Here is a 19,632-nt window from a genome sequence, read left to right as displayed (position 1 = left end):
GTAATGAAAAAGATATGGCATAACCTGAATATGGCTTTAAAATTGATACTTGTGTTTTCAATAGTTAGTGTAATACCGTTGCTTATCAGCAGTTTTGTGCTTTATCGCATTTCAGCGGCTAGTTTAGAAGCAGAAATGGAGGAGACAACAGCTATATTTAGTTCGCAGATTGCTTCAGATATGAATCAATTTGTAAGCGATTATGATTTATCTACAAAGTCATTGTTGGTAAATGACAGACTGTTGGATAATTTAGCTACCGATATTCCAATATCCCAGCAGGTTGAAAATAAATTGTATTATCGTCAAATGGTCATGAAACTAATGACTATGGAAAGTGAGATCCAATCGATTACAATTATGAACGAAGCCGGGGAGTACTATCAATATGATCGGAACGGAAAGACTTTAAATTATGAAGAACTGATTCAACAGAAGTGGTTTTTAGATCAGCAGCAGAATTTAGACACCTTGTTTTTGACGCCACTGCATGATTGTTCTTATTACGATAAAAATAAGGATCAGATTATAGTTACCTTTGGACGGAAAGTTTATGGTAGCAATGGTAGATATGCAGGTTTAATTCTGATTGATTTGCCACCTGCGAGCATTCTAAAGCTGAGTGATGCTTTTTTGTTAGAACGCAATCAATATAATATAAAAATCAATATTACAGATGCCAGAGGTGGTCTGATTTATGATTCGGATCTGTCCAGCGGGCGGGTGAATTATAGTGAGATTAATGAAGAAGAGCTTCTGATGTATCAGAAGGATCCAAGCAATTATCTCGTGATAGAAGATACAACGGAACAGTTAGGAATGAAGATTAATACAGTTATTCCTCGGAGCAAAATGTTACTGCGGGTCAGTTTTATTCAAAGGGTGACCCTTCTTCTCGTTATAATTTTAATAGTGGTTATTATTTCAGTTTCTATCCTATTTAGTAAAAGGATGCTTCGTCTGATCAAGAAACTGCAAAGTAGTATGGAATGTCTAGAAGGCGGGAATTATGAGCTTATTATGGATTCGGCAGGAAATGATGAGATTGGAAGTCTTGTAAAAAGCTACAACCATATGGTTGGCAAAATGGAGAAACTAATTGAAGAGGTGTACCAGGCAGGAATTCGTCAAAAAAATGCGCAGTATTTGGCACTTTGTACCCAGATTAATCCCCATTTTCTGTTTAATACACTGGAATCGATTCGTATCAAAGCGATTTTGAATGGAGACGATACAGTGGCGGATATGGTAAAGTTGCTGGCAAAGATGTTTCGAACAGTTCTGGACAGCGATAAGAAAAATTATAAAGTTCGTGATGAACTGGAAAATATTCGATCTTATATCCAACTACAGAATATTCGGTTTGATAATGTAATTACACTAAAAGAGAGTATAGATCCACAAATTTATCATGCGAAGTTCATGGCAATTTTGTTTCAGCCAGTTGTGGAGAATTGCTTTAAATATGGAAGTAACGAAAGTGGTATACCCATTGAAATATGGATTACGGGCCAATTGACAGAAGAGAAGAAAATGGTCTTTACCATTCAGGATGACGGGAAGGGAATGAGTCCGGAGAGATTGGAAGCGGTGCGACAGGGACTTTACGTGTCCCAAGATGTGGAAATACAGAAAGAAAAGGGTGTAGAAGAGAGTGATTCACATCGAATCGGACTTCGCAATATTGCTGAGAGACTCCGCCTGCGTTATGGAAGCGACGGAGAATTGCGAATTGTATCAAGCAATGAACAGGGAACGGTTGTTGAGATTCGAGTACCATATATGGACTAGATGAAGAGGTTGAGTTATGGCATATAAAGTGTTGATTGTAGAGGACGAGAAAGAAAAGGCAAGAGGAATTGCCTATTTAGTAGAAAAATACAATCCGGAATGTACACCGGTTCTATTGGCACATGATGGTAGGGAAGGTTATGAGAAGGCAACGGAGGAACAGCCGGATATTATATTGACGGATATCAAAATGCCGGTTATGGATGGATTGGAAATGATTCGGGCATTGCGGGAAGTCAATTTTCCGGCAGAGTTCATGGTGTTAAGTGGTTATGCAGAGTTCAGCTATGCCAAGAAGGCGATTGAACTTGGTGTAAGGGATTTTATTACAAAACCGGTGGATGAAGAAGAACTGAGCAACATGCTGAGTAAAGTATGTAAAGAAATCTCAGAGCGAAGAAAGACAGAGGATTCGCTTAGTAAGCTAAATGATGATATGAGAGATTATGCTCTGCGGGATTTCCTGACAGGTGGAACAGACAGTCAATATAAAGTCGGAGAATACCTGAATCAGATGGGTATATCGGAAGAATATGGACAGTATACCTGTATGGTGATTGAATGGGATGAAGCTCTGAGTGATTTCAGTATAGAAGAAGGGCTGACTTCTTCAAGTGGGATGTTTTTCTATGGAGTAAAGACGGGAAATGCACAGATGGCAGTTGTCATAGGTGCAAAGAGTATGGATATAGAAGAAAAGAAGAATCTTATCCGACAGTATGCTATGAAAGAAGAACAAGATCGATACCATATCAGTGTTGGAATAGGAAGTTCTTACGAGGATTATACAAAGCTTCCGAAAGCATATGAAGAAGCCCGTGTGGCATTGAATTACCGAATCCTGAAGGGGAGTAGTGCAGCGATTCTGTTTGAGGAACTGTATGATATGGATAACCGGACAGATTTGCTTACAGAGAAAGAGACAGAGCAACTGAAAGAACGAATTGATCGGTTTGATCAGGATGGATTTCATATTGCGGTAAAAGGAATTTTCAATAGGGTTCTTTCAGAAAACAATCTTTCACTTCCTGAACTGCAAAAATTGAGTCTGAATATTGTACTGCTTGGACTGCATAATATCCCGACGGCACAGCTGCAGTTGAATGAGTACTTTGGAAAAAACCTGTTCACGTTGAAAAGTATTGAAAAGTTTAAGACTATGGAACAGTTGGAAAACTGGATTATGAATATGGTGAGCATTATGAATGAAGTGATGCTCAAAGATAGTGTGCCGAAGAAAAAGGATTTGATTGTAGAGGTAAAAGAATATATCCGGAAGAATTATAATCAGAACATTACCTTGAATGATATTTCAAAGAAGTTTTATATCAATCCATATTATTTCAGTCAGTTGTTTAAGAAAAAGACTGGTGTGACTTATCAGAGATATTTGATGGATTATCGTGTGGATCGGGCGAAGAAGCTGCTGGCAGAAACAGAGCTGCACATCTACGAAGTATGCAGGCTGGTGGGATATAGTGATGTGAATCATTTTAATCAGATATTTGAACGAACGGAAGGTATGAAGCCCAGTGAGTATCGGCAAAAGTATGCACAGGATGATTAAATGGAATACAGTACAGCCAGCAAAGCAAAAAGAGGAGACGCAGATGAATTCAAAAATAGAAAGACTATTGAATAACGAAATGGATAATTACATTTTTCCGTTTTTTTGGCAGCATGGGGAAACAGAATCAATACTGCGTGAGTATATGCAGGTGATCTATAATGCGAATATCCGAGCTGTTTGTATTGAAAGCCGCCCCCATCCTGATTTTGTTGGAGCTAGATGGTGGCATGATATGGATATCATTCTAGATGAAGCAAGAAGGCGGAAGATGAAAGTATGGATTTTGGATGACAGTCATTTTCCGACAGGCTATTGTAATGGAAAGGTAGAAGAAAAGCCGGATTCCTGCAGAAGATGGTTTCTGACATATAAGGTGTTGGGAGAAGTAGCAGCGGGATGTGAACGGACATGGGAGGCGACAGAATATAAAAGCGTAGCGCCGTTTGAAGCTACATGGATTGAAAATTATTTTGACATGTCATTTGAAACATTTTCTGATGATCAGTGGCTGGGCGCCGTTGCTGTAAAAAAGAATGGATCGGGTGAAAAAGATCTCGTGATGCTGAAGGAAAACGAAGGGAAAATTGTCTTTACGCCTTCCGAGGGAGATTGGCAAATTTATTCTTGCCAACTGACAAGAAACAGAGGAGCGCACCGGAACTATATGAATATGCTGGATAAAGAGGCATGCCGTACATTGATTGAGACAGTATATGAACCTCATTATGCACATTATAAGGATGACTTCGGGAAAACAATTGCAGGATTTTTCTCTGATGAGCCGGAGATTGGAAACGGACATCTTTATTTGATGGATCAAAAGATCTATGAGCAGGATGACCAACCGTGGAGCATACAGCTGCAGAAGGATTTGGAGAAGCACTGGGGGGCAGATTATCTGAAATTGCTGCCGCTTCTCTGGGACAGAAAATTTGATGAAAACATGACAGCAAAGGTGCGATATGGATTTATGGATTTGGTGACACGGCGTGTGGAAGAGGACTTTTCCATGCAGATAGGGGACTGGTGCCGGGAACATGGTGTGAAGTATATTGGACACTTGATTGAGGATAATAACCAGCATGCGCGGTGTGGATCCAGCTTGGGGCATTTTTTCAGAGGCCTTGCAGGGCAAGATATGTCGGGAATTGATGATATTGGCGGACAGGTACTGCCACAGGGAGAAGATACTCTGTATGTATCCCATCTTGGGACTAAGAGAGATGGTGTATTTTATCATTTTGCACTGGGGCGCCTGGCATCCAGTGCGGCTGCGATTGATGCAAGAAAGAAAAATCGTTCTATGTGTGAGATTTTCGGGAATTATGGTTGGAAAGAGGGTGTGCGTCTGGAAGCATATCTTGCAGATCATTTTATGGTGCGCGGTGTTAATCATTATGTGCCTCATGCTTTTTCACCAAAGGCATTTCCAGATCCTGACTGTCCGCCACATTTTTATGCGCATGGGCATAACCCTCAGTATCGGCATTTTGGAGAATTGATGAAGTATATGAACCGAATCTGCAATCTGATCAGTGGAGGCAGACATGAGAGTGAGGCTGCGATTCTGTATCACGGAGACGCGGAATGGAGCGGTATGACATGTATGTATATACAGGAACCCGCACGAGTTCTGACAGAAGCGCAGATCGGGTTTGACTTTGTACCATCAGATATATTTACAGACAGTTGTTACCAAGTGAGCTTGGACAATGGTTTGAAAGTACATACACAGGAGTACAAAATATTTATTATCCCGGAAACGGACTATATTACAAAGGAGACAGCAGATGCGATTGTGAAGTTGGGGGAACAGGGATTTCCATGTGTTTTTGTAAATTCTTATCCAAAGGGAATCTGCAGCCAGATAGAATCAGGCAAAGAAGATGTATTATTGGAAGAAATAAGAGAAAATGCGATGAGTGTGAAGCTTACAAAACTTGCCAATTACATGAGAAAGAGAAAGATGCCTCAGATACAACTTAGCCCGGCGGAGAAATTTATCCGTAGTTATCAGTATTACGGAGAACCTGAAATTCTCTACTTGGTGAATGAAGGTACAGAAATCTATGAAGGAAATATCCGGCTTAGAGGAACGCCAGAAATATGTTATCGATATGATGCGTGGGAAAACCGCCTGGAATTGTTAGATGTCAAAGCCTGCACGGAGCTAAGGGAAGCACTGGAAGATCGCGAAGCGGAAACCGGATTAGAAATCAAAGTTCGAATTGAGCCTGGAAAGAGCTGGATAATTGTATTTGATCGGGAAATGCCTGGAAATTTGAAGGAAAAAAGCATCTATCATATCGTACGGAAAATAAAAATTGAAACCAATTGGAAACGAAATGTCTGCAAGAGCATTGACTATCCGGCATTTGGACATAGCAGTCAGGTTTCACTGCCTGATTTTGCCGAAAGAGAACTGCCTGATTTTGCCGGAGTGCTGCGGTATGAGCAGGATGTAAATCTGGGAACAGAAGTGGAGTCGAATACGATTTTGGAGATAACAGATGCAGGGGAAACAGTGCAAGTGTTTGTTAATGGAAAAGACTGCGGAATTCAGATTGTGCCGCCTTATCGCTATGAGATTGGGAATTTCCTGCATCAGGGAGAGAATCGGATTGCGATTGAAGTGGCAACTACTTTGGAACGACAGATTTTCCCGAAGAACAAGTCGGAGAACTGGCAGCCGCAGAATCATGTGGGGTTGTGTGGCAAAGTTTATTTATGCCAGAAAAAGTAAATTTCAGAACCGTTAGGAGGATAAAATGAAAAAATTTCCAGAGAATTTTTTATGGGGAGCAGCAAGCGCGTCTTTCCAGGTGGAAGGTGCAAGAAGTGAGGATGGCAAAACAGACAGTATATGGGATGCGACAAGTAAGGGACATATCAAGCGAAATGTAAATGGAGATGTGACCTGCGATCATTATCATTGTTATAAAGAGGATGTAGCCTTGATGAAAGAGTTGGGACTGAAAAGTTATCGCTTTTCAGTTAGCTGGCCGCGTGTAATGCCCGAGCGTGGAGTGATAAATGAAAAAGGGCTTCAATTCTACCGAAATCTAGCAGATGAGTTGGTACAGGCAGGGATTGAGCCGTTTTGTACACTATATCACTGGGATTTGCCAATGTGGGCCTACAACGAAGGTGGGTGGGAGAACTCACAGATTATAAATGAATTTACAGAATATGCGAAGGTTGTTATTGATGCACTTTCCGATAAAGTGCGATACTGGATGACTTTTAATGAACCTGCATGTTTCATTGGATTTGGTTACTTTGAAGGACGACAAGCGCCGTTTAAGATCAATCGTATGAGCGAAGAGCAGAAATTCCGTGATTTGGCGCAAATTAGCAAAAATGTATTGCTTTGCCATGGTCATGGTGTGCAACTGATTAGAGAACGCTCTAAACTGGCAGACCCACAGATTGGATTTGCGTTGAATGCGAGAAACTTTGTGGCTTATGATGAAACGGAAGCCGGAATCGAAAAAGCAAGAAGTGAGATGTTTGATATTGAAAAGGGATTTTCTATGGCTGCAAATTGGTGGGCGGATCCGATGGTACTTGGAAAGGCACCCAAATATCTAGATGAGATCCTTTCCGAGGAGGAATTGAAATTTATTAGCCAGCCATTGGATTACTTTGGTTATAATGTGTATTTTGCAAACAACTACAATGCAGATACAGAAGCGCCGGATTTGGGATGGCCTGGTATGCCACGTACACAAATGGGGTGGGCAATCACACCCAAAGTGCTCTACTGGTCACCGAAGTTCCTCCATGAACGTTATAACCTTCCGATTCTCATCACAGAAAATGGTATGTCCAATCTAGATTTTGTAATGAGAGATGGAAAGGTCCATGATCCACAGCGGATTGATTATATGTACCAGTATCTGAGTGCATTACACCAAGTGATGAAAGACGGGATACCGGTAATTGGCTATACGGCATGGTCTATTATGGATAACTTTGAGTGGGCAGAGGGCTGTGACCCGCGGTTTGGTCTGATCTATGTTGATTACAGAACATTGGAAAGAATACCGAAAGATTCTTTTTACTGGTATCAGAGAGTCATTCAGAATGGTGGCTTGGAAGAATAAGGTAGATGAAAGGGTAGAAAATGGATTGCAAAATGCAAATGCTTATGCAGATGAAAAGGCGACAGAGCACACACTGGGAACGATCATCTTCGATAGGTTGGAGTTGGAAAAGTTTTGTCCAAATGAGGATGGGGAAGGATCTTTCTTACGAAGCGGATTCCAAAAATGGGGAGAACCAATTGCAATTAAAGAGCTTCGGCCGTGGAATGAGCTGGACAGAGATATATTCTAAAGCTGGGGGATGTGTGTGATACCTTTCAAGTGTGGGTGAATGATAAGAAAGCAGATTTCCCCGATCAGGTTATGAAAGAAGTAGAAGTGACAAATTTGCTTGAGGAAGGTGTGGTATGGAAGGGCAATGCAATACCATATACAGAGAAAAAATATGGAATCTATGAGACGGAAGAGAAGCCGGCTTGTCTAGTATCGCCTCAAATATCGTTTCTTTATTAAATTAAGGTATGAGAGGGTACAGCGTGGTAATTTAGTCTCAAACCCGATGGTACGATTCCGGAAGATATCCATTGCATAGATCGTTTGCAGTTGCAACACAGTCAGAAGGGTGCTGCCGCACTGGGTTTCGTACCAGGGTGGGCAGCACCCTGAATTTATTGGGCGGAATAATCGCTTTAAGAATTGTCACCGCTTCTTTTAATATGCTCCATATAATAATTTTTTGCGCTGCACCCTGCAATTTTATTGAAATAAGCCGAAAAATATTTGTAATTCTTATAGCCCACTTTTTCTGCAATTTCATAATATTTATAATCTGTTTTCTCAATCAGTTCTTTTGCTTTTTCGATCCGCAGGATATGCAGGTACTCTGTAAATGAGTGGGTGGTCTCCCGCTTGAAGATGCGGCAAAGATATCCCGGTGATAAAAATACTGCATTTGCAACTTCTTCCAGATGCAGGTCTTCTGTAAAGTGTTTTTTCATGTAAGAGATGGCATCCGATACTGCTTTGGTACAATTTCTGGATGGTTCCGGAAATGCGAGGGTGCGAAGCTGTTCGATAATTTCCTGTGGTGTCTCCAGTGCCCATATGAATTCCTTCATTTTATCAAATTCCAGGTCCGTATTCTGAATAGAGGAAATTACCACCAGAATGTGCATGACGGATTCCAGAAAAACGCTTCTTAGTACCATATTTTGTTCCATATAATGATAGTAAGAGGATAGGGACGCCATAAATTGGTGCTGGTCGCGGTTAATAATACTGCGGATGATCTGCGATTCATGATTATATGGTATATTCGGGTCGTTTATTGCAATTTCCCTGGTAGGTTCGATAATCCGGTATGCAGACTTGCTCCAGAAGCAATTATCCAGTGTCTGATTTAATATTTCATATGCCATGGGTAAAAATGTAAAGGACGTAATGGAATTCATGATCGTTATGAAATTTCCGAATAATATTGGCTGAATGCTGGGTAGTATCTGTTCAAACATTTGAGGGGTAAGTTCCTTTTTTGCTGTATTCAGGATCAGTATGACATTTTTTTGGTCATCAAAAAAGCAGATAGGGTTAAAGTCAGCAAAATAAAATAGTAATTGCCCAAGGATGTAATTTTCATCATCAAAATTTACCTTCATCAAACCAACGCTCAGAGAAGGCATGTCTGTATCGCCCCCTAAATCGGCATATTTTCTGCAAAAATGTGGGTATGAGATCTGTTTGCGGATAAATCGTAGCAGCAGGCTTGATTTTAACAGCGGCTGGTTTTCTGTATAGATCTGCTGTATATGATTCAGTTTTTCCGTTTGATCATTGTAAGCCGCGGTTTCATCCCGGATTCTGATGACCGTTTCCAATATTTTTTCACTGCATGCGCTTTTAATCAGAAAGGCGCTTACTTTAAAGTTGATTGCTTTTAATAAATTTTCTTCGCTGCCAAAGGCAGTCAAAATGATAATTTTGGTGTTAGGCAGAACAGAATGTAACTTTTCCGCCAGTTCAAGTCCATTCATAACAGGCATCTGAATATCTGCTAAAACAATGTCCGGACGCTGCTGCAGGGAGACTTCAAAGGCTTCCTGACCGTTTGCTGCCTCGAATACAGTAAATCCGTTATCTTCCCAGGGAATGGTATATATCATTCCTTTACGGATAAAATCCTCATCATCAACAATCAGTATTTTTGTCATCATTTTCATCTCCTTCAATTGGTTGATTTATCCGGAACACGCTAAAATCCCCATCTAAAAAGTAAGTAAGTGAATAGGGTTCGCCGTACCTAAGCTGCAGCCTCTCTATGATATTCTTTAGGGCAAACCCTTTCAGGGCGGGTTTTCCGGAATTCAGAAGAGTAGTGATTTCATCGGGATTTATGGGGGTTCCGTTATTGGCAACCTCGTAAATAAGATCATTATCTGACCGGTATATATGTACATGGATAATGCCGTTTGAATAGCTGGATAAACCATGATGAAGCGCATTTTCCACAAGGGGCTGCAGGAGAAAGCTTAAAACCTGGAAACCCTTTATATCATCATTGCATTTTACATCAAACAGAATCTTGCCATTATGCCGTATATCCTGGATCACGATGTAGCAGGTGAGGTGTTTCAGTTCATCAAACAAAGTAACTTTATCTTTTGTTTTTGCCGAGAGCGTCATCTGCATCATCTGTGATAAATTGGATACCATTAAGCTTACTTTTTCTGTTTCCCCCAGTTTAGCCATCCAATATATGGTGTCCAGGGTGTTATAAAGAAAGTGGGGATTTATCTGTGTTTCCAGTACATCCAGCTGTGATTGTTTTAGCTTTAATTCCCCCAGATAAACTTTATTGTATAGAATTTCCAACTGTCCCGCCATATTATTAAAACGATCTGTCAGCATGGAGATTTCCTGACAGCCTTCAATATCAGCCCGGCTGGAAAAATTCCCTGTTGTCAGATTCGTCATTTTTTCACCAAGTGTCTCCAGGGGTATCGTAATCTTTTTGGAGAAGTAAAATGACAGCATAAACGATAATAGCATTACGGCAGTGGAAGCCATTAGCATGCTTGGCCAGAATGCGTGCCTCACTTCGGAGATTATATGGGGAGCTGCAATACTGTACAGTATCAGCCCGTTTGAGAGCAGATGCTGTGAGATGATACAATTATTCTGTATCGTACTTGGCTGACCAGACTCGGCCTTTTGTTTTAGCTCTTCATATGTAAAAGAGAACTTTTGATAGAGTGTGTCAGACTGACCGGTATTAACTTCAATAAGAAGAGCGTTGTTAGGTGTGATTAAAAAATAGGAGGTCTCTTCATTCTGCAGATGATTACTCATTTTTGACGTTACATAGGATAAACTCAGCCGGAGCTTTATGTATCCTGCATACTCGGAAAAATTTGTTGGGTTTCTGAAATGCCGAAGTAAAAAGATAGATTGTTCGTCCGCTGGAAAATACCAGAAAGGAAGCAAATCATGTTTTCTGACATTCTCATAATCAGTTTCTGTGTATTTGACCGTATTGTCTGTAATTATATAGTCTCCGTCTTCCCGGTAAAGTCCAATACTTAAAATCCCTTCCCGATAACCATAAGGTATTAAATTTCGGATATTTGAGCTTTTTTGTTTCTTCCTTAAAAAATCGGGGTTTGAACTTGGTATTGTTAGATAAGTGCGCATTGAATCTTCAGTTAAAGGAAAAAGTGTCAGGTCAGTTGCATTTGTGAACAGGGTATCAAGACTGTTGGCCATCTCCGTCACATTGCTGTTATATATAGTTTTAAGGTCATTTTGTGCATGGGTAGTAAAAATAATATCTGCAATTAACACTAAGAGTATGAATGGTATCAGCATCAGTAAAACAAAAAGTACAAGTATCTGCCTGCGCATGGTAATCGGTCTTTTAAATTGCAGTTTCATATTTTATCCCCCTGAGATAAGTTTTCTAATTATGAATTATACCATTATTTCTATAAAATAAAAACAAGATACAGAAAAAAATCAGATTAATATCTATACAATATATAACTTTCATGCAAATTAGTTTGATATGACAAAAATTGAGGATATTTAGCAATATTTAAGGATATCATATGCCAGTCAAATCAGATTAAGGGTAAAGATTGCAAATTATAAGGATATTCCCAATGAAAATACAGGTTTTAGAAGATTGAGGATAGTTGTAGAATAGTATTGTAAACAGACAGGCACCAGTCAGTAAAGAACGATTGGGATGTCAAAAACCAATACTTTTGTGGTCGAAGGAGGAAAGGAATATGAAAAAGAGAATAACAGCAGTAGTTTTAGCAGCAGCGATGTCATTCAGTTTGTGTGCCTGCGGAGGAAATAGCGGTGAGGATTCAGATAGCAGCAAAGGAATTGAGCTTACGGTAATGCACAATTTTACAGAAGAAGACCGGGCTACGAATAATCAGGGAGATGCCCATCTGACTATGTCGGAAGCATGGCAGAAGGAGCATCCGGATATTAAAGTGGTCAGCCAGGTAATGTCTCATGATGATTATTCTACCAAGATCCAGGCTCAGGCAGCAGTGAACGAACTGCCGGATATATTCATGGTGAAAGGTTCCTGGATGGATAACTTCATAGACAATGATTTATTGGCACCAGTGAATGAGTATCTGGATCAATATGAATACAAAGGCGATTATAAGCCGGGTGTTTTTGACGCGGCAACAAGGGACGGTAAGATATATGGAATGACGGGGCAGCTGGCACTTTCCTCAGTCGTTTTATACAATGAAGAGTTATGGAAATCAATCGGGTATGATACGTTTCCGGATAATTGGGATGACATCTATAAAGCCTCTGAGAAATTTCTGGAAAAAGGAATTCCTATGTTCGGTATGGGGAATCAGGACAAATGGCCGGCAGAATCCTATATCTTTTCAGGGGTAGGTGATTTATATACCGGAAGTGAATGGACCGAAAGTATTATTAAGAATGATGGAAAAGCCAAATTTACAGACCAGGCATTTGTGGATGCACTGGCGCACTTCCAGAAAATGGCGGAGAATAAACTCTTCAACGAAGATTTTAATACCATTAATGATGCACAGGGATTTGAGCTGTATGGGCAGAAAAAAGTGTCTGCTGTCATTAATGCCTCATGGGGACTGGGAAATATAGCGTCCTATGATGAAGAGGTGTTAAAAAATACAAAAGTTGCCATGCTGCCGAACCTGGATGGTTCCGAACAACAGGATGTGACCGGGGGCTGCGGATGGTTTTGGTGCGTCAATAAAAAGCTAACGGGTGATAAACTGAAAATGGCAATGGATTATATTATTTATCTAAATGGGTTTGAAATGGCAGAATATGCTATGAAAGAATATGGCCTTGTAACACCGATGAATGTGGATGATTCAGGCATGTCCGGACAGTCTCAGCTGGTGAAGGACTTTGTGGCACTGACAAAGGATAAGAATATTGTTCCGATTTATGATTTGCAAATGAATGCAGCAGTTATTGAGACAATGAATTCAGGATTGCAGGAACTGCTAAACGGAACAAAGAAACCGGAGGAACTTGCACAGGAGATACAGGTGGATCAGGACAATATTAAGAAATAGTTTCTAAATGCAGAAAAACTGTTTACCCTGCTTAATAGTGAAAAGATGAATGGTGGTGGAAGAATGAGTCATGGCTTAAAATTAGATAAACATAAAATATATTTGTATTTACTTCCAGGAGTATTATGGTATGCAGTTATACTGTTTGTTCCCATTTTACTGGCTTTATATTATGGATTTTTTGACTGGAATGGGGGTGTAAATAAGACCTTTATAGGGATTAAAAACTTTGTGGATGTTCTTCAGGATAAGATCTTTATCAAATCCCTGCTGAATAATATTTACCTGGTGGCAGTATGTTTGATTTTCCAGATTGGGCTGGCATTTATATTTGCAACATTTCTGGGCAGCAGGCATGTAAAATTTAAGGGGTTTCACCGGACAATGTGCTATTTTCCATCGGTGCTTTCGGCAGTTATTGTTGGATTTATCTGGAACCTGATTTATAACTATGAGTACGGGCTGCTCAATGCCGTTCTTAAAATGGTGGGATTGGAAAGTAAAGTGCAGCCCTGGCTCAATAATCCGAAGATCATCATGCTGCTGGTTGCTATTCCAATCATATGGCAATTTATTGGATACTATATGGTGATAATGCTCTCCGGTATGTCATCCATCGATCCCCAGGTACTTGAAATGGCTGAGATAGATGGTGCAGTCGGTTGGAAAAAGGCATTATATATCACGGTTCCCCTTATAAAGAATACGCTTATAGTTTGTATTACCCTTTGTATTGCCGGAAATATGAAGGCATTCGATATTATATATGCGATGACATCCGGCGGTCCGGGATACTCCAGCAGCGTTATGGCAATGTATGCATATAATACATCATTTATGTCCTATAAAATGGGATATGGCAGCGCAATGTCCATTGTGATCCTGATTGTAAGCCTGATATTTATTTTGGGCACACAGGTTCCGCTTAACAGGCTGGCAGGAGGGAAAAATGAAGATGAAAAAAAATAAATTAAAGGTAGTACATATCATTCCCAATTTTCTCTTAATCATATTTTCCCTTTCCTGTATTTATCCTTTGGTTTGGCTGGTCTACTCTTCCTTTAAAACAAAATCGGAATTTTATCAGAATCCCGTTGCGCTGCCAACACAAATCAATTTTTCCTACTATCAGGAGATTCTGACTAACAGTAAATTTCTGGTATGGGTATGGAATAGTTTGCGCTATAGTCTGCTTGCCTTGTTTTTTATACTGCTGTTTGGATTTATGATTGGATACCTGTTATCCCGGTATAATTTTCCGGGACGAAAATCTACCTATACATTTTTTTTACTGGGAATGCTGGTTCCCGTGCATGCAATCATGGTCCCAATGTATGTAATGTTTACGAAGTTACATCTGACAGACCATTGGTTTACATTAGTACTTCCATATACCGCAATGGGGCTTCCCCTGGCTGTGTTTCTGGTGGAAAGCTATGTCAGGACCATACCGGTAGAGGTAGAAGAAGCAGCAGCCATAGATGGATGTTCCAGGGAAAGAACCATTTTCTCAATTGTCCTGTTCATGTGTAAACCAATACTTGTGACCGTAGGAATTATTCAGTTTTTTGGATCGTGGAATGAATTTACCTTTGCCCTGATCCTTACGAATTCAGAAAAATATATGACGCTTCCTGTGGGAATAGCATTATTTAAAGGGCAGTTTACTACAAACTATCCAAGAATGATGACTTCAATGTTATTAGCAATTTTGCCTGCAATGGCAGCTTATTTCATTTTTTCAAAACATATTATAAAAGGCATGGTTGCCGGAGCGGTGAAAGGTTAGGTGAAAGAGATGAATATTACAAGATTAAATAAATCATGGGTGCTTCATGAAGCTCCTCTTAGTTGGGACAGGCAATATCTTGCCGATATAAATAAAATAAATGAGGGGTGGTATAAGTGTGATTTACCGGTGGATGTCCGCATGCCCCTGATAGATGCCGGTGTCATTAAGGAACCCTTAGAAGGAGATAACAGTTATGAATCCAAATGGATGGAAGAACGCTCCTGGTGGTTTCAAAAGCATTTTTCATCCGCTGACATCGGCATGGAAAACGAAGTCATAGAGTTAGTGCTGGAAGGACTGGATACGAACAGCGATATATTTTTAAATGATCAATATATTGGATCTCATCAAAATGTACATTATCCGTTTATTTGTGAAATAAAAAGATTTTTAGTAACTGGGGATAATAAACTGTCGATCCGGCTCACCAGTGGGCTTGAAAACATATCCATAAAGGATCTGGCAGTAATAGATTGTGCCGTTACCGCTGAAAGCGACTTTAATGACAGTGACAGGGGTGACCACAGAAGGACAATGGTAAGGCGGCCGCAGTATAACATTGGCTGGGACTGGGGACCGCGGCTGGTTTCCGTTGGCATTACCGGACAAGCCTTTGTCAGAGCTTATAATAAGATTGCGATCCGCGAAGTTGGAATTGAGACAAAAGAGATTAAGAAGGACGGGAATGGGAAGCTGGCATTATTAAACGTGATGGTTAATGCAGAAAACTTAAATATCGTGGATACGGTTGATTGTGATCTGGAAATTGTAATTCGAAAGGACGGCAAAATTGCTGCATGCAAAACGATTCCCGATATCCTGCTCACATCCGGCACAAATTATATTAATCAGGAATTGGAAATCCAGGAAGCAGAGCTTTGGTGGCCTGCCGGTTATGGAGAACAGCCCCTTTACCAGGTGGAAATAACGGCACGATGCGCAGATACGAATGAAAGCTGGCCAGTTTTTAACTATGGTATCAGAAAAATCAGTATAGATACGCCGGTTTTAGAGGATGGGACCAGAAATTTTAAATTTATCGTGAACGGACAGGAGATATTTTGTAAGGGAGCGAACTGGATACCAAATGATTTTATATATGCAAGGGTTAAAGCGGAAAAATACCGTACATTGCTGGAGGAGGCAGTTGAGGCTAATTTCAATATGATCCGCATTTGGGGTGGCGGCTTATACGAAAGGGAGCTGTTCTATGATCTCTGTGACGAGAAAGGAATATTGGTATGGCAGGACTTTATGCTGGCATGCGGTGCATATCCGGAACAGCAGGCGTGGTTTGAAAATGAAATACGTTCTGAATATGCCTATCAGGCAAAGCGGCTGCGGACACATTCCTGCATTGCACTTTTTTGCGGCACGAATGAGAACCACTGGATTTTTTCCAATCCCGAATTCCTGGACAGATGGGGCATAAAACCGTCTTATCAAAATCAATATGGACTTTGGATTCCAAATGTCCTTTCTAAGGAAGTGGTTTGGATGAATTGTCCCTACATACCCTATTGGAACAGCTCTCCATATGGCGGGAAGAATGCAAATGATTTAGACTGTGGAGATGCACATCTGTGGGGCCATGGATTTGTAAGTAATGATATCCGGGAAGCTTTGGATTTGAAGAGTTATGATGCTGTCAAAACAAAGTTCGTAAGTGAATATGGTGTTCTCGGACCATGCTGCTTAGAGAGTATCAGGGAATATCTGGGAGACGGAGACCTGGATAGAAATGGAAAGCTGTGGAAATCCCATACAAACGTGACAATGAAAGATACCTTGGAGAAAGCCATTGTACAAAACTATCTGCCTGAGAATCATGAGCTTACAGAGAGCGAATTTATTCTGTATGGCGGGCTTGTACAGGGAGATGTCTATGAATATTCCCTGGAGTCATTCCGTTTTCAGGAAGACTGCGGTGGAGCGCTTTTCTGGATGTATAATGACGCCTGGGGAGAAGTTGGATGGACAGTTATAGATTACTATTTGAGGAGAAAGATTTCTTATTACGGGGTGAAAAGGGCATTTGCCCATAAGAAATTTATCATCAGGCAGACAGATGACTGTATTCTTATCCGGGGAATCAACGATACAAAGGAAAAACTGCGCTGCAAAGTGAAATTTGGTTATGTATCATTTGATGGGAAAATCAGTGACACCAGAGAAATGGTATTTGAAGTTCCCGCCGGGGCAAGGATGCAGGTATTAAAAGAAAAAATAGGTGACTATGACTTAGAATGCGGATCATATATGCTGTATGTATATGATGACGGCATTGATCATGCAATGTTATACACCTGCCCCAACAGCCGGCTGAAGTATGCAAAGAGTCCTGTAGAGGTTATGGAAGAAGAAGTAGTGGGAAATGATAAAAAGCTTGTGCTAAGGGCAGGAGGGTATGTGTGCGGTGTGTATATAGCTGGAAACTATAAATGCAGCGACAATTATTTTAATATGCTTCCAGGGGAAGAAAGGACGATTATTGTAAAAGATGCAGGTAATACTGAATTGGAAATTAAGAGTATAAGATGAAAGGGAAAAATCACTGCGGGGAAGGCAGCTTCTGGGATATTATTCCGTGGGGCAGCAGCAGGATTATCCTTCTATTTATCATCATTCCGGCAGTGAACATTTTATACGTCACGGACTGGGGGACTGGGGAACCCAACAGAATAAGGGGGAATGCCGGGAGAAACCAGCATCCATGAACAGCTTTTGTTCATGGATGCTTTTTCTATTGTGTTGGGGGTTAGGTGATTAATGACGCTTTGTAGATATAGGTAGTGTACGGAAAGGTTAGAAAATACCAGTTCTGCGGCCAGCTGACGGAGCCCATACCAGTTTTCCACACCCATCTTTCTGTACACTACCTATCATTTACAAAGCGTCTTAATCAGCGAAACCCAAATTTAAGATAAATTGTTCGATGTAGCAATAGCGTGTTCACCAATTGTTCTCGGACTGCTGTGGGCACCATGATTTAATATATTTTCAAATAAGACTTGACTTAGTAGTAAAATTATACTAATATAAAAGTATAAAAAAGCTACTAACTATTTCAAAGAAAGGATTTAGTTTAAATATGGATGCATTCAGACATGAAAAAATTGCAGTTGCTGTGGATTTTTTAATTATGACAATTGAAGATGACAAGCTGAAAGTATTAATGGTTCGAAGAAATGAGGAGCCGTTCAAAGGGGCTCTGGCGCTGCCGGGAGTTGCGGTAGCCGAGGACGAGACGCTGTCTCACGCTGCCAGGAGATGTCTTGAGGAGGAGACAGGGATTACGGAGAATATCTATCTGGAACAATTATATACATGGGGGGATGACTGCAGACGAGACCCAAGAAACCGGGTAATTTCTGTCTCATATTTGGCTCTGATTCCCAGAGAGCTGCTTGCGGAGAGCATCGGTAAGCGGGTAACGGAAGTTCTGTTTATGGATGTAACGGAAATTCTTTCCGAACAGTATAAACTGGCATTTGATCATAAAGAGATGATTGCATACGGGAGAGAACGCATTCAAAATAAAACAGAATACACGACAATTGCTTTTCATTTTCTGCCCGAAGAATTTACATTGCCCGAATTACAAAAAATCTACGAGATTTTATTGGGCAAAAATTTATTCAAAGCAAATTTCCGGAAAAGTATTCAGGATATAGTAGAAGATACCGGTAAAATGAAAAAGGTGGGTGCCCATAGACCCAGTAAAATCTATAGAAGGGCGGAAGATTTTAAGGGATAAAAGATGCGTGGGAAACCATTAGGTGAGTATCAAGATGTAAGAAACCAAGATGAGGTGAGGACTTTGAAAGCAGAACAGATTTTATCAATATCCAAAACCGGTGATTTGTTCCCTTATGGAATTGATATGATAAAGGCAAGATATAAAGAATTGGTCAAAGTCTGGCATCCGGATATCAATTGTACACCAGGAGCAGCAGAAGTATATTCCAGGATTACAGAATTGTATCGTGAGGCATTGAAACTCTCCGAGGCCGGAGCCTGGGAGAAATCCAATTATATTCTGGTAAGCAGGCGGGATGATAACGAAAAGATTGCATTAAATTATGACGCAGCATTTGATTTTGAACTGGGCACAAGATATGAAACTAAAACCAGGATTGCATATGTATTAGGTTCAGACAAGAAAAAATATTTTGAAAATGCTGTAATGAGAATCTCCGGACTGAAATTTCAGGATGAGCATATGAAAGCAGATTTAAGCAGGTTTCTTCCCCGAATTCTGGATGCCTTTCAGACAAAAGGCGGAGAATATGTAATTCTGTTGGAAAAGCCAGATCACGTTATTTCTCTTAAAAGTGTCCTTGCGTATTTTGGAGGAAAATTAGACGACAGGCATGTTGCCTGGATCATAAGCAGATTGTGCAGCTTAACATGTTTCCTCAAATACAATAAGCTTGTTCACAATGGTATCAATATCAATAACTGTTTTATCTCACCGGATAATCATTCTATTTTATTGCTTGGGGGGTGGTGGTATACGACAGGTGAGAACGAAAAGATGATCGGAACATCCAGAGATATTTTTTCCATCATGCCTGTTGCGGCGAAAGAAGATAAGAAATCTTCATCATTGACGGATTTAGAATCGGTAAAACTGATGGGCAGGCAATTGTTTGGAGAAGTAAACTGCAGAAAACTTTCTATGGATTTATCGGTGCCGGAGCCGTTTATACATTTTTTGACTGGCGGTTCCGGCAGAGACCCTTACGAAGAATTTGTGAAATGGGACCGGGCATTGAATGATTCATATGGCAGAAGAAAATTTATTCATATGGAAATTAAAAATTAATGGAA

Annotated in this window: 15 protein-coding genes; 13 read left to right on the top strand and 2 right to left on the bottom strand. The window is 40.4% G+C overall.

The window, feature by feature from the left end:
* Positions 1-3: 3 nt before the first annotated feature.
* Genes CD03_RS0101700 through CD03_RS0101675 form a run of 6 tightly spaced genes read left to right on the top strand, consistent with a single transcriptional unit; the run spans position 4 to position 7,920 of the window.
* Positions 4-1,791: a sensor histidine kinase gene (locus CD03_RS0101700; protein ID WP_160295786.1), complete on the top strand. Its 1,788-nt coding sequence runs from the start codon at positions 4-6 to the stop codon at positions 1,789-1,791.
* A gap of 16 nt (positions 1,792-1,807) precedes the next feature.
* On the top strand, positions 1,808-3,358 hold the full coding sequence (locus tag CD03_RS0101695) for a response regulator (protein ID WP_027292149.1): 1,551 nt from the start codon (positions 1,808-1,810) through the stop codon (positions 3,356-3,358).
* Positions 3,359-3,401: 43 nt separating this feature from the next.
* Positions 3,402-6,104, top strand: coding sequence for a glycosyl hydrolase (locus CD03_RS32000; RefSeq protein ID WP_081820154.1), 2,703 nt, complete (start codon positions 3,402-3,404; stop codon positions 6,102-6,104).
* 25 nt (positions 6,105-6,129) lie between these two features.
* Positions 6,130-7,467 carry a glycoside hydrolase family 1 protein gene (locus tag CD03_RS0101685; RefSeq protein WP_027292148.1) on the top strand — a complete coding sequence of 446 codons (1,338 nt, stop codon included), beginning with the start codon at positions 6,130-6,132 and terminating at the stop codon, positions 7,465-7,467.
* Complete coding sequence (locus tag CD03_RS0101680) at positions 7,448-7,699, top strand: hypothetical protein (protein ID WP_027292147.1); 252 nt, start codon at positions 7,448-7,450, stop codon at positions 7,697-7,699. Before CD03_RS0101685 ends, CD03_RS0101680 begins: the two co-directional genes overlap by 20 nt.
* Before the next feature lie 35 nt (positions 7,700-7,734).
* Complete coding sequence (locus tag CD03_RS0101675) at positions 7,735-7,920, top strand: hypothetical protein (RefSeq protein WP_156042724.1); 186 nt, start codon at positions 7,735-7,737, stop codon at positions 7,918-7,920.
* Positions 7,921-8,096: 176 nt separating this feature from the next.
* On the opposite strand, the gene CD03_RS0101670 is transcribed toward CD03_RS0101675, so the two are convergent.
* Both CD03_RS0101670 and CD03_RS0101665 read right to left on the bottom strand, forming a co-directional pair.
* Positions 8,097-9,617: a response regulator transcription factor gene (locus CD03_RS0101670; protein WP_197041611.1), complete on the bottom strand. Its 1,521-nt coding sequence runs from the start codon at positions 9,615-9,617 to the stop codon at positions 8,097-8,099.
* Positions 9,592-11,334 (bottom strand): sensor histidine kinase, encoded by a 1,743-nt coding sequence (locus CD03_RS0101665; RefSeq protein ID WP_027292144.1) that lies wholly within the window; start codon positions 11,332-11,334, stop codon positions 9,592-9,594. Before CD03_RS0101665 ends, CD03_RS0101670 begins: the two co-directional genes overlap by 26 nt.
* A gap of 356 nt (positions 11,335-11,690) precedes the next feature.
* Between CD03_RS0101665 and CD03_RS0101660 the strand changes: the two genes are divergently transcribed.
* The 7 genes from CD03_RS0101660 (at position 11,691) to CD03_RS0101630 (ending at position 19,627) form a co-directional block, all read left to right on the top strand.
* Entirely contained in the window at positions 11,691-13,007 is a 1,317-nt protein-coding gene (locus CD03_RS0101660) for an ABC transporter substrate-binding protein (protein ID WP_027292143.1), read from the top strand.
* A 45-nt stretch (positions 13,008-13,052) separates the two neighbouring features.
* Positions 13,053-13,976 (top strand): carbohydrate ABC transporter permease, encoded by a 924-nt coding sequence (locus CD03_RS0101655; protein WP_242849014.1) that lies wholly within the window; start codon positions 13,053-13,055, stop codon positions 13,974-13,976.
* A complete protein-coding gene (locus CD03_RS0101650) occupies positions 13,957-14,796 on the top strand; it encodes a carbohydrate ABC transporter permease (RefSeq protein ID WP_027292141.1) in 840 nt (279 codons plus the stop codon). The genes CD03_RS0101655 and CD03_RS0101650 overlap by 20 nt, the downstream gene beginning before the upstream one ends.
* Before the next feature lie 9 nt (positions 14,797-14,805).
* On the top strand, positions 14,806-17,340 hold the full coding sequence (locus CD03_RS0101645; protein WP_027292140.1) for a glycoside hydrolase family 2 protein: 2,535 nt from the start codon (positions 14,806-14,808) through the stop codon (positions 17,338-17,340).
* Positions 17,337-17,516 (top strand): hypothetical protein, encoded by a 180-nt coding sequence (locus CD03_RS0101640; RefSeq protein WP_027292139.1) that lies wholly within the window; start codon positions 17,337-17,339, stop codon positions 17,514-17,516. The genes CD03_RS0101645 and CD03_RS0101640 overlap by 4 nt, the downstream gene beginning before the upstream one ends.
* Before the next feature lie 374 nt (positions 17,517-17,890).
* Positions 17,891-18,556, top strand: coding sequence for an NUDIX hydrolase (locus CD03_RS0101635; RefSeq protein ID WP_027292138.1), 666 nt, complete (start codon positions 17,891-17,893; stop codon positions 18,554-18,556).
* Between the two features lie 63 nt (positions 18,557-18,619).
* Entirely contained in the window at positions 18,620-19,627 is a 1,008-nt protein-coding gene (locus tag CD03_RS0101630) for a J domain-containing protein (protein WP_138003187.1), read from the top strand.
* The last annotated feature ends 5 nt before the right edge of the window (positions 19,628-19,632 follow it).

This window comes from Robinsoniella sp. KNHs210 (assembly GCF_000686105.1).
Taxonomy (GTDB): Bacteria; Bacillota; Clostridia; order Lachnospirales; family Lachnospiraceae; genus Robinsoniella; species Robinsoniella peoriensis.
This window is presented reverse-complemented; position numbering and strand designations above follow the sequence as displayed.

Excerpts from the sequence above, each read along its gene's own strand:
- CD03_RS0101700 (WP_160295786.1), top strand. The coding sequence starts at position 4 with ATGAAAAAGATATGGCATAACCTGAATATGGCTTTAAAATTGATACTT.
- CD03_RS0101695 (WP_027292149.1), top strand. The coding sequence starts at position 1,808 with ATGGCATATAAAGTGTTGATTGTAGAGGACGAGAAAGAAAAGGCAAGA.
- CD03_RS32000 (WP_081820154.1), top strand. The coding sequence starts at position 3,402 with ATGAATTCAAAAATAGAAAGACTATTGAATAACGAAATGGATAATTAC.
- CD03_RS0101685 (WP_027292148.1), top strand. The coding sequence starts at position 6,130 with ATGAAAAAATTTCCAGAGAATTTTTTATGGGGAGCAGCAAGCGCGTCT.
- CD03_RS0101680 (WP_027292147.1), top strand. The coding sequence starts at position 7,448 with ATGGTGGCTTGGAAGAATAAGGTAGATGAAAGGGTAGAAAATGGATTG.
- CD03_RS0101670 (WP_197041611.1), bottom strand. The coding sequence starts at position 9,617 with ATGATGACAAAAATACTGATTGTTGATGATGAGGATTTTATCCGTAAA.
- CD03_RS0101665 (WP_027292144.1), bottom strand. The coding sequence starts at position 11,334 with ATGAAACTGCAATTTAAAAGACCGATTACCATGCGCAGGCAGATACTT.
- CD03_RS0101660 (WP_027292143.1), top strand. The coding sequence starts at position 11,691 with ATGAAAAAGAGAATAACAGCAGTAGTTTTAGCAGCAGCGATGTCATTC.
- CD03_RS0101655 (WP_242849014.1), top strand. The coding sequence starts at position 13,053 with ATGAATGGTGGTGGAAGAATGAGTCATGGCTTAAAATTAGATAAACAT.
- CD03_RS0101650 (WP_027292141.1), top strand. The coding sequence starts at position 13,957 with ATGAAGATGAAAAAAAATAAATTAAAGGTAGTACATATCATTCCCAAT.
- CD03_RS0101645 (WP_027292140.1), top strand. The coding sequence starts at position 14,806 with ATGAATATTACAAGATTAAATAAATCATGGGTGCTTCATGAAGCTCCT.
- CD03_RS0101640 (WP_027292139.1), top strand. The coding sequence starts at position 17,337 with ATGAAAGGGAAAAATCACTGCGGGGAAGGCAGCTTCTGGGATATTATT.
- CD03_RS0101635 (WP_027292138.1), top strand. The coding sequence starts at position 17,891 with ATGGATGCATTCAGACATGAAAAAATTGCAGTTGCTGTGGATTTTTTA.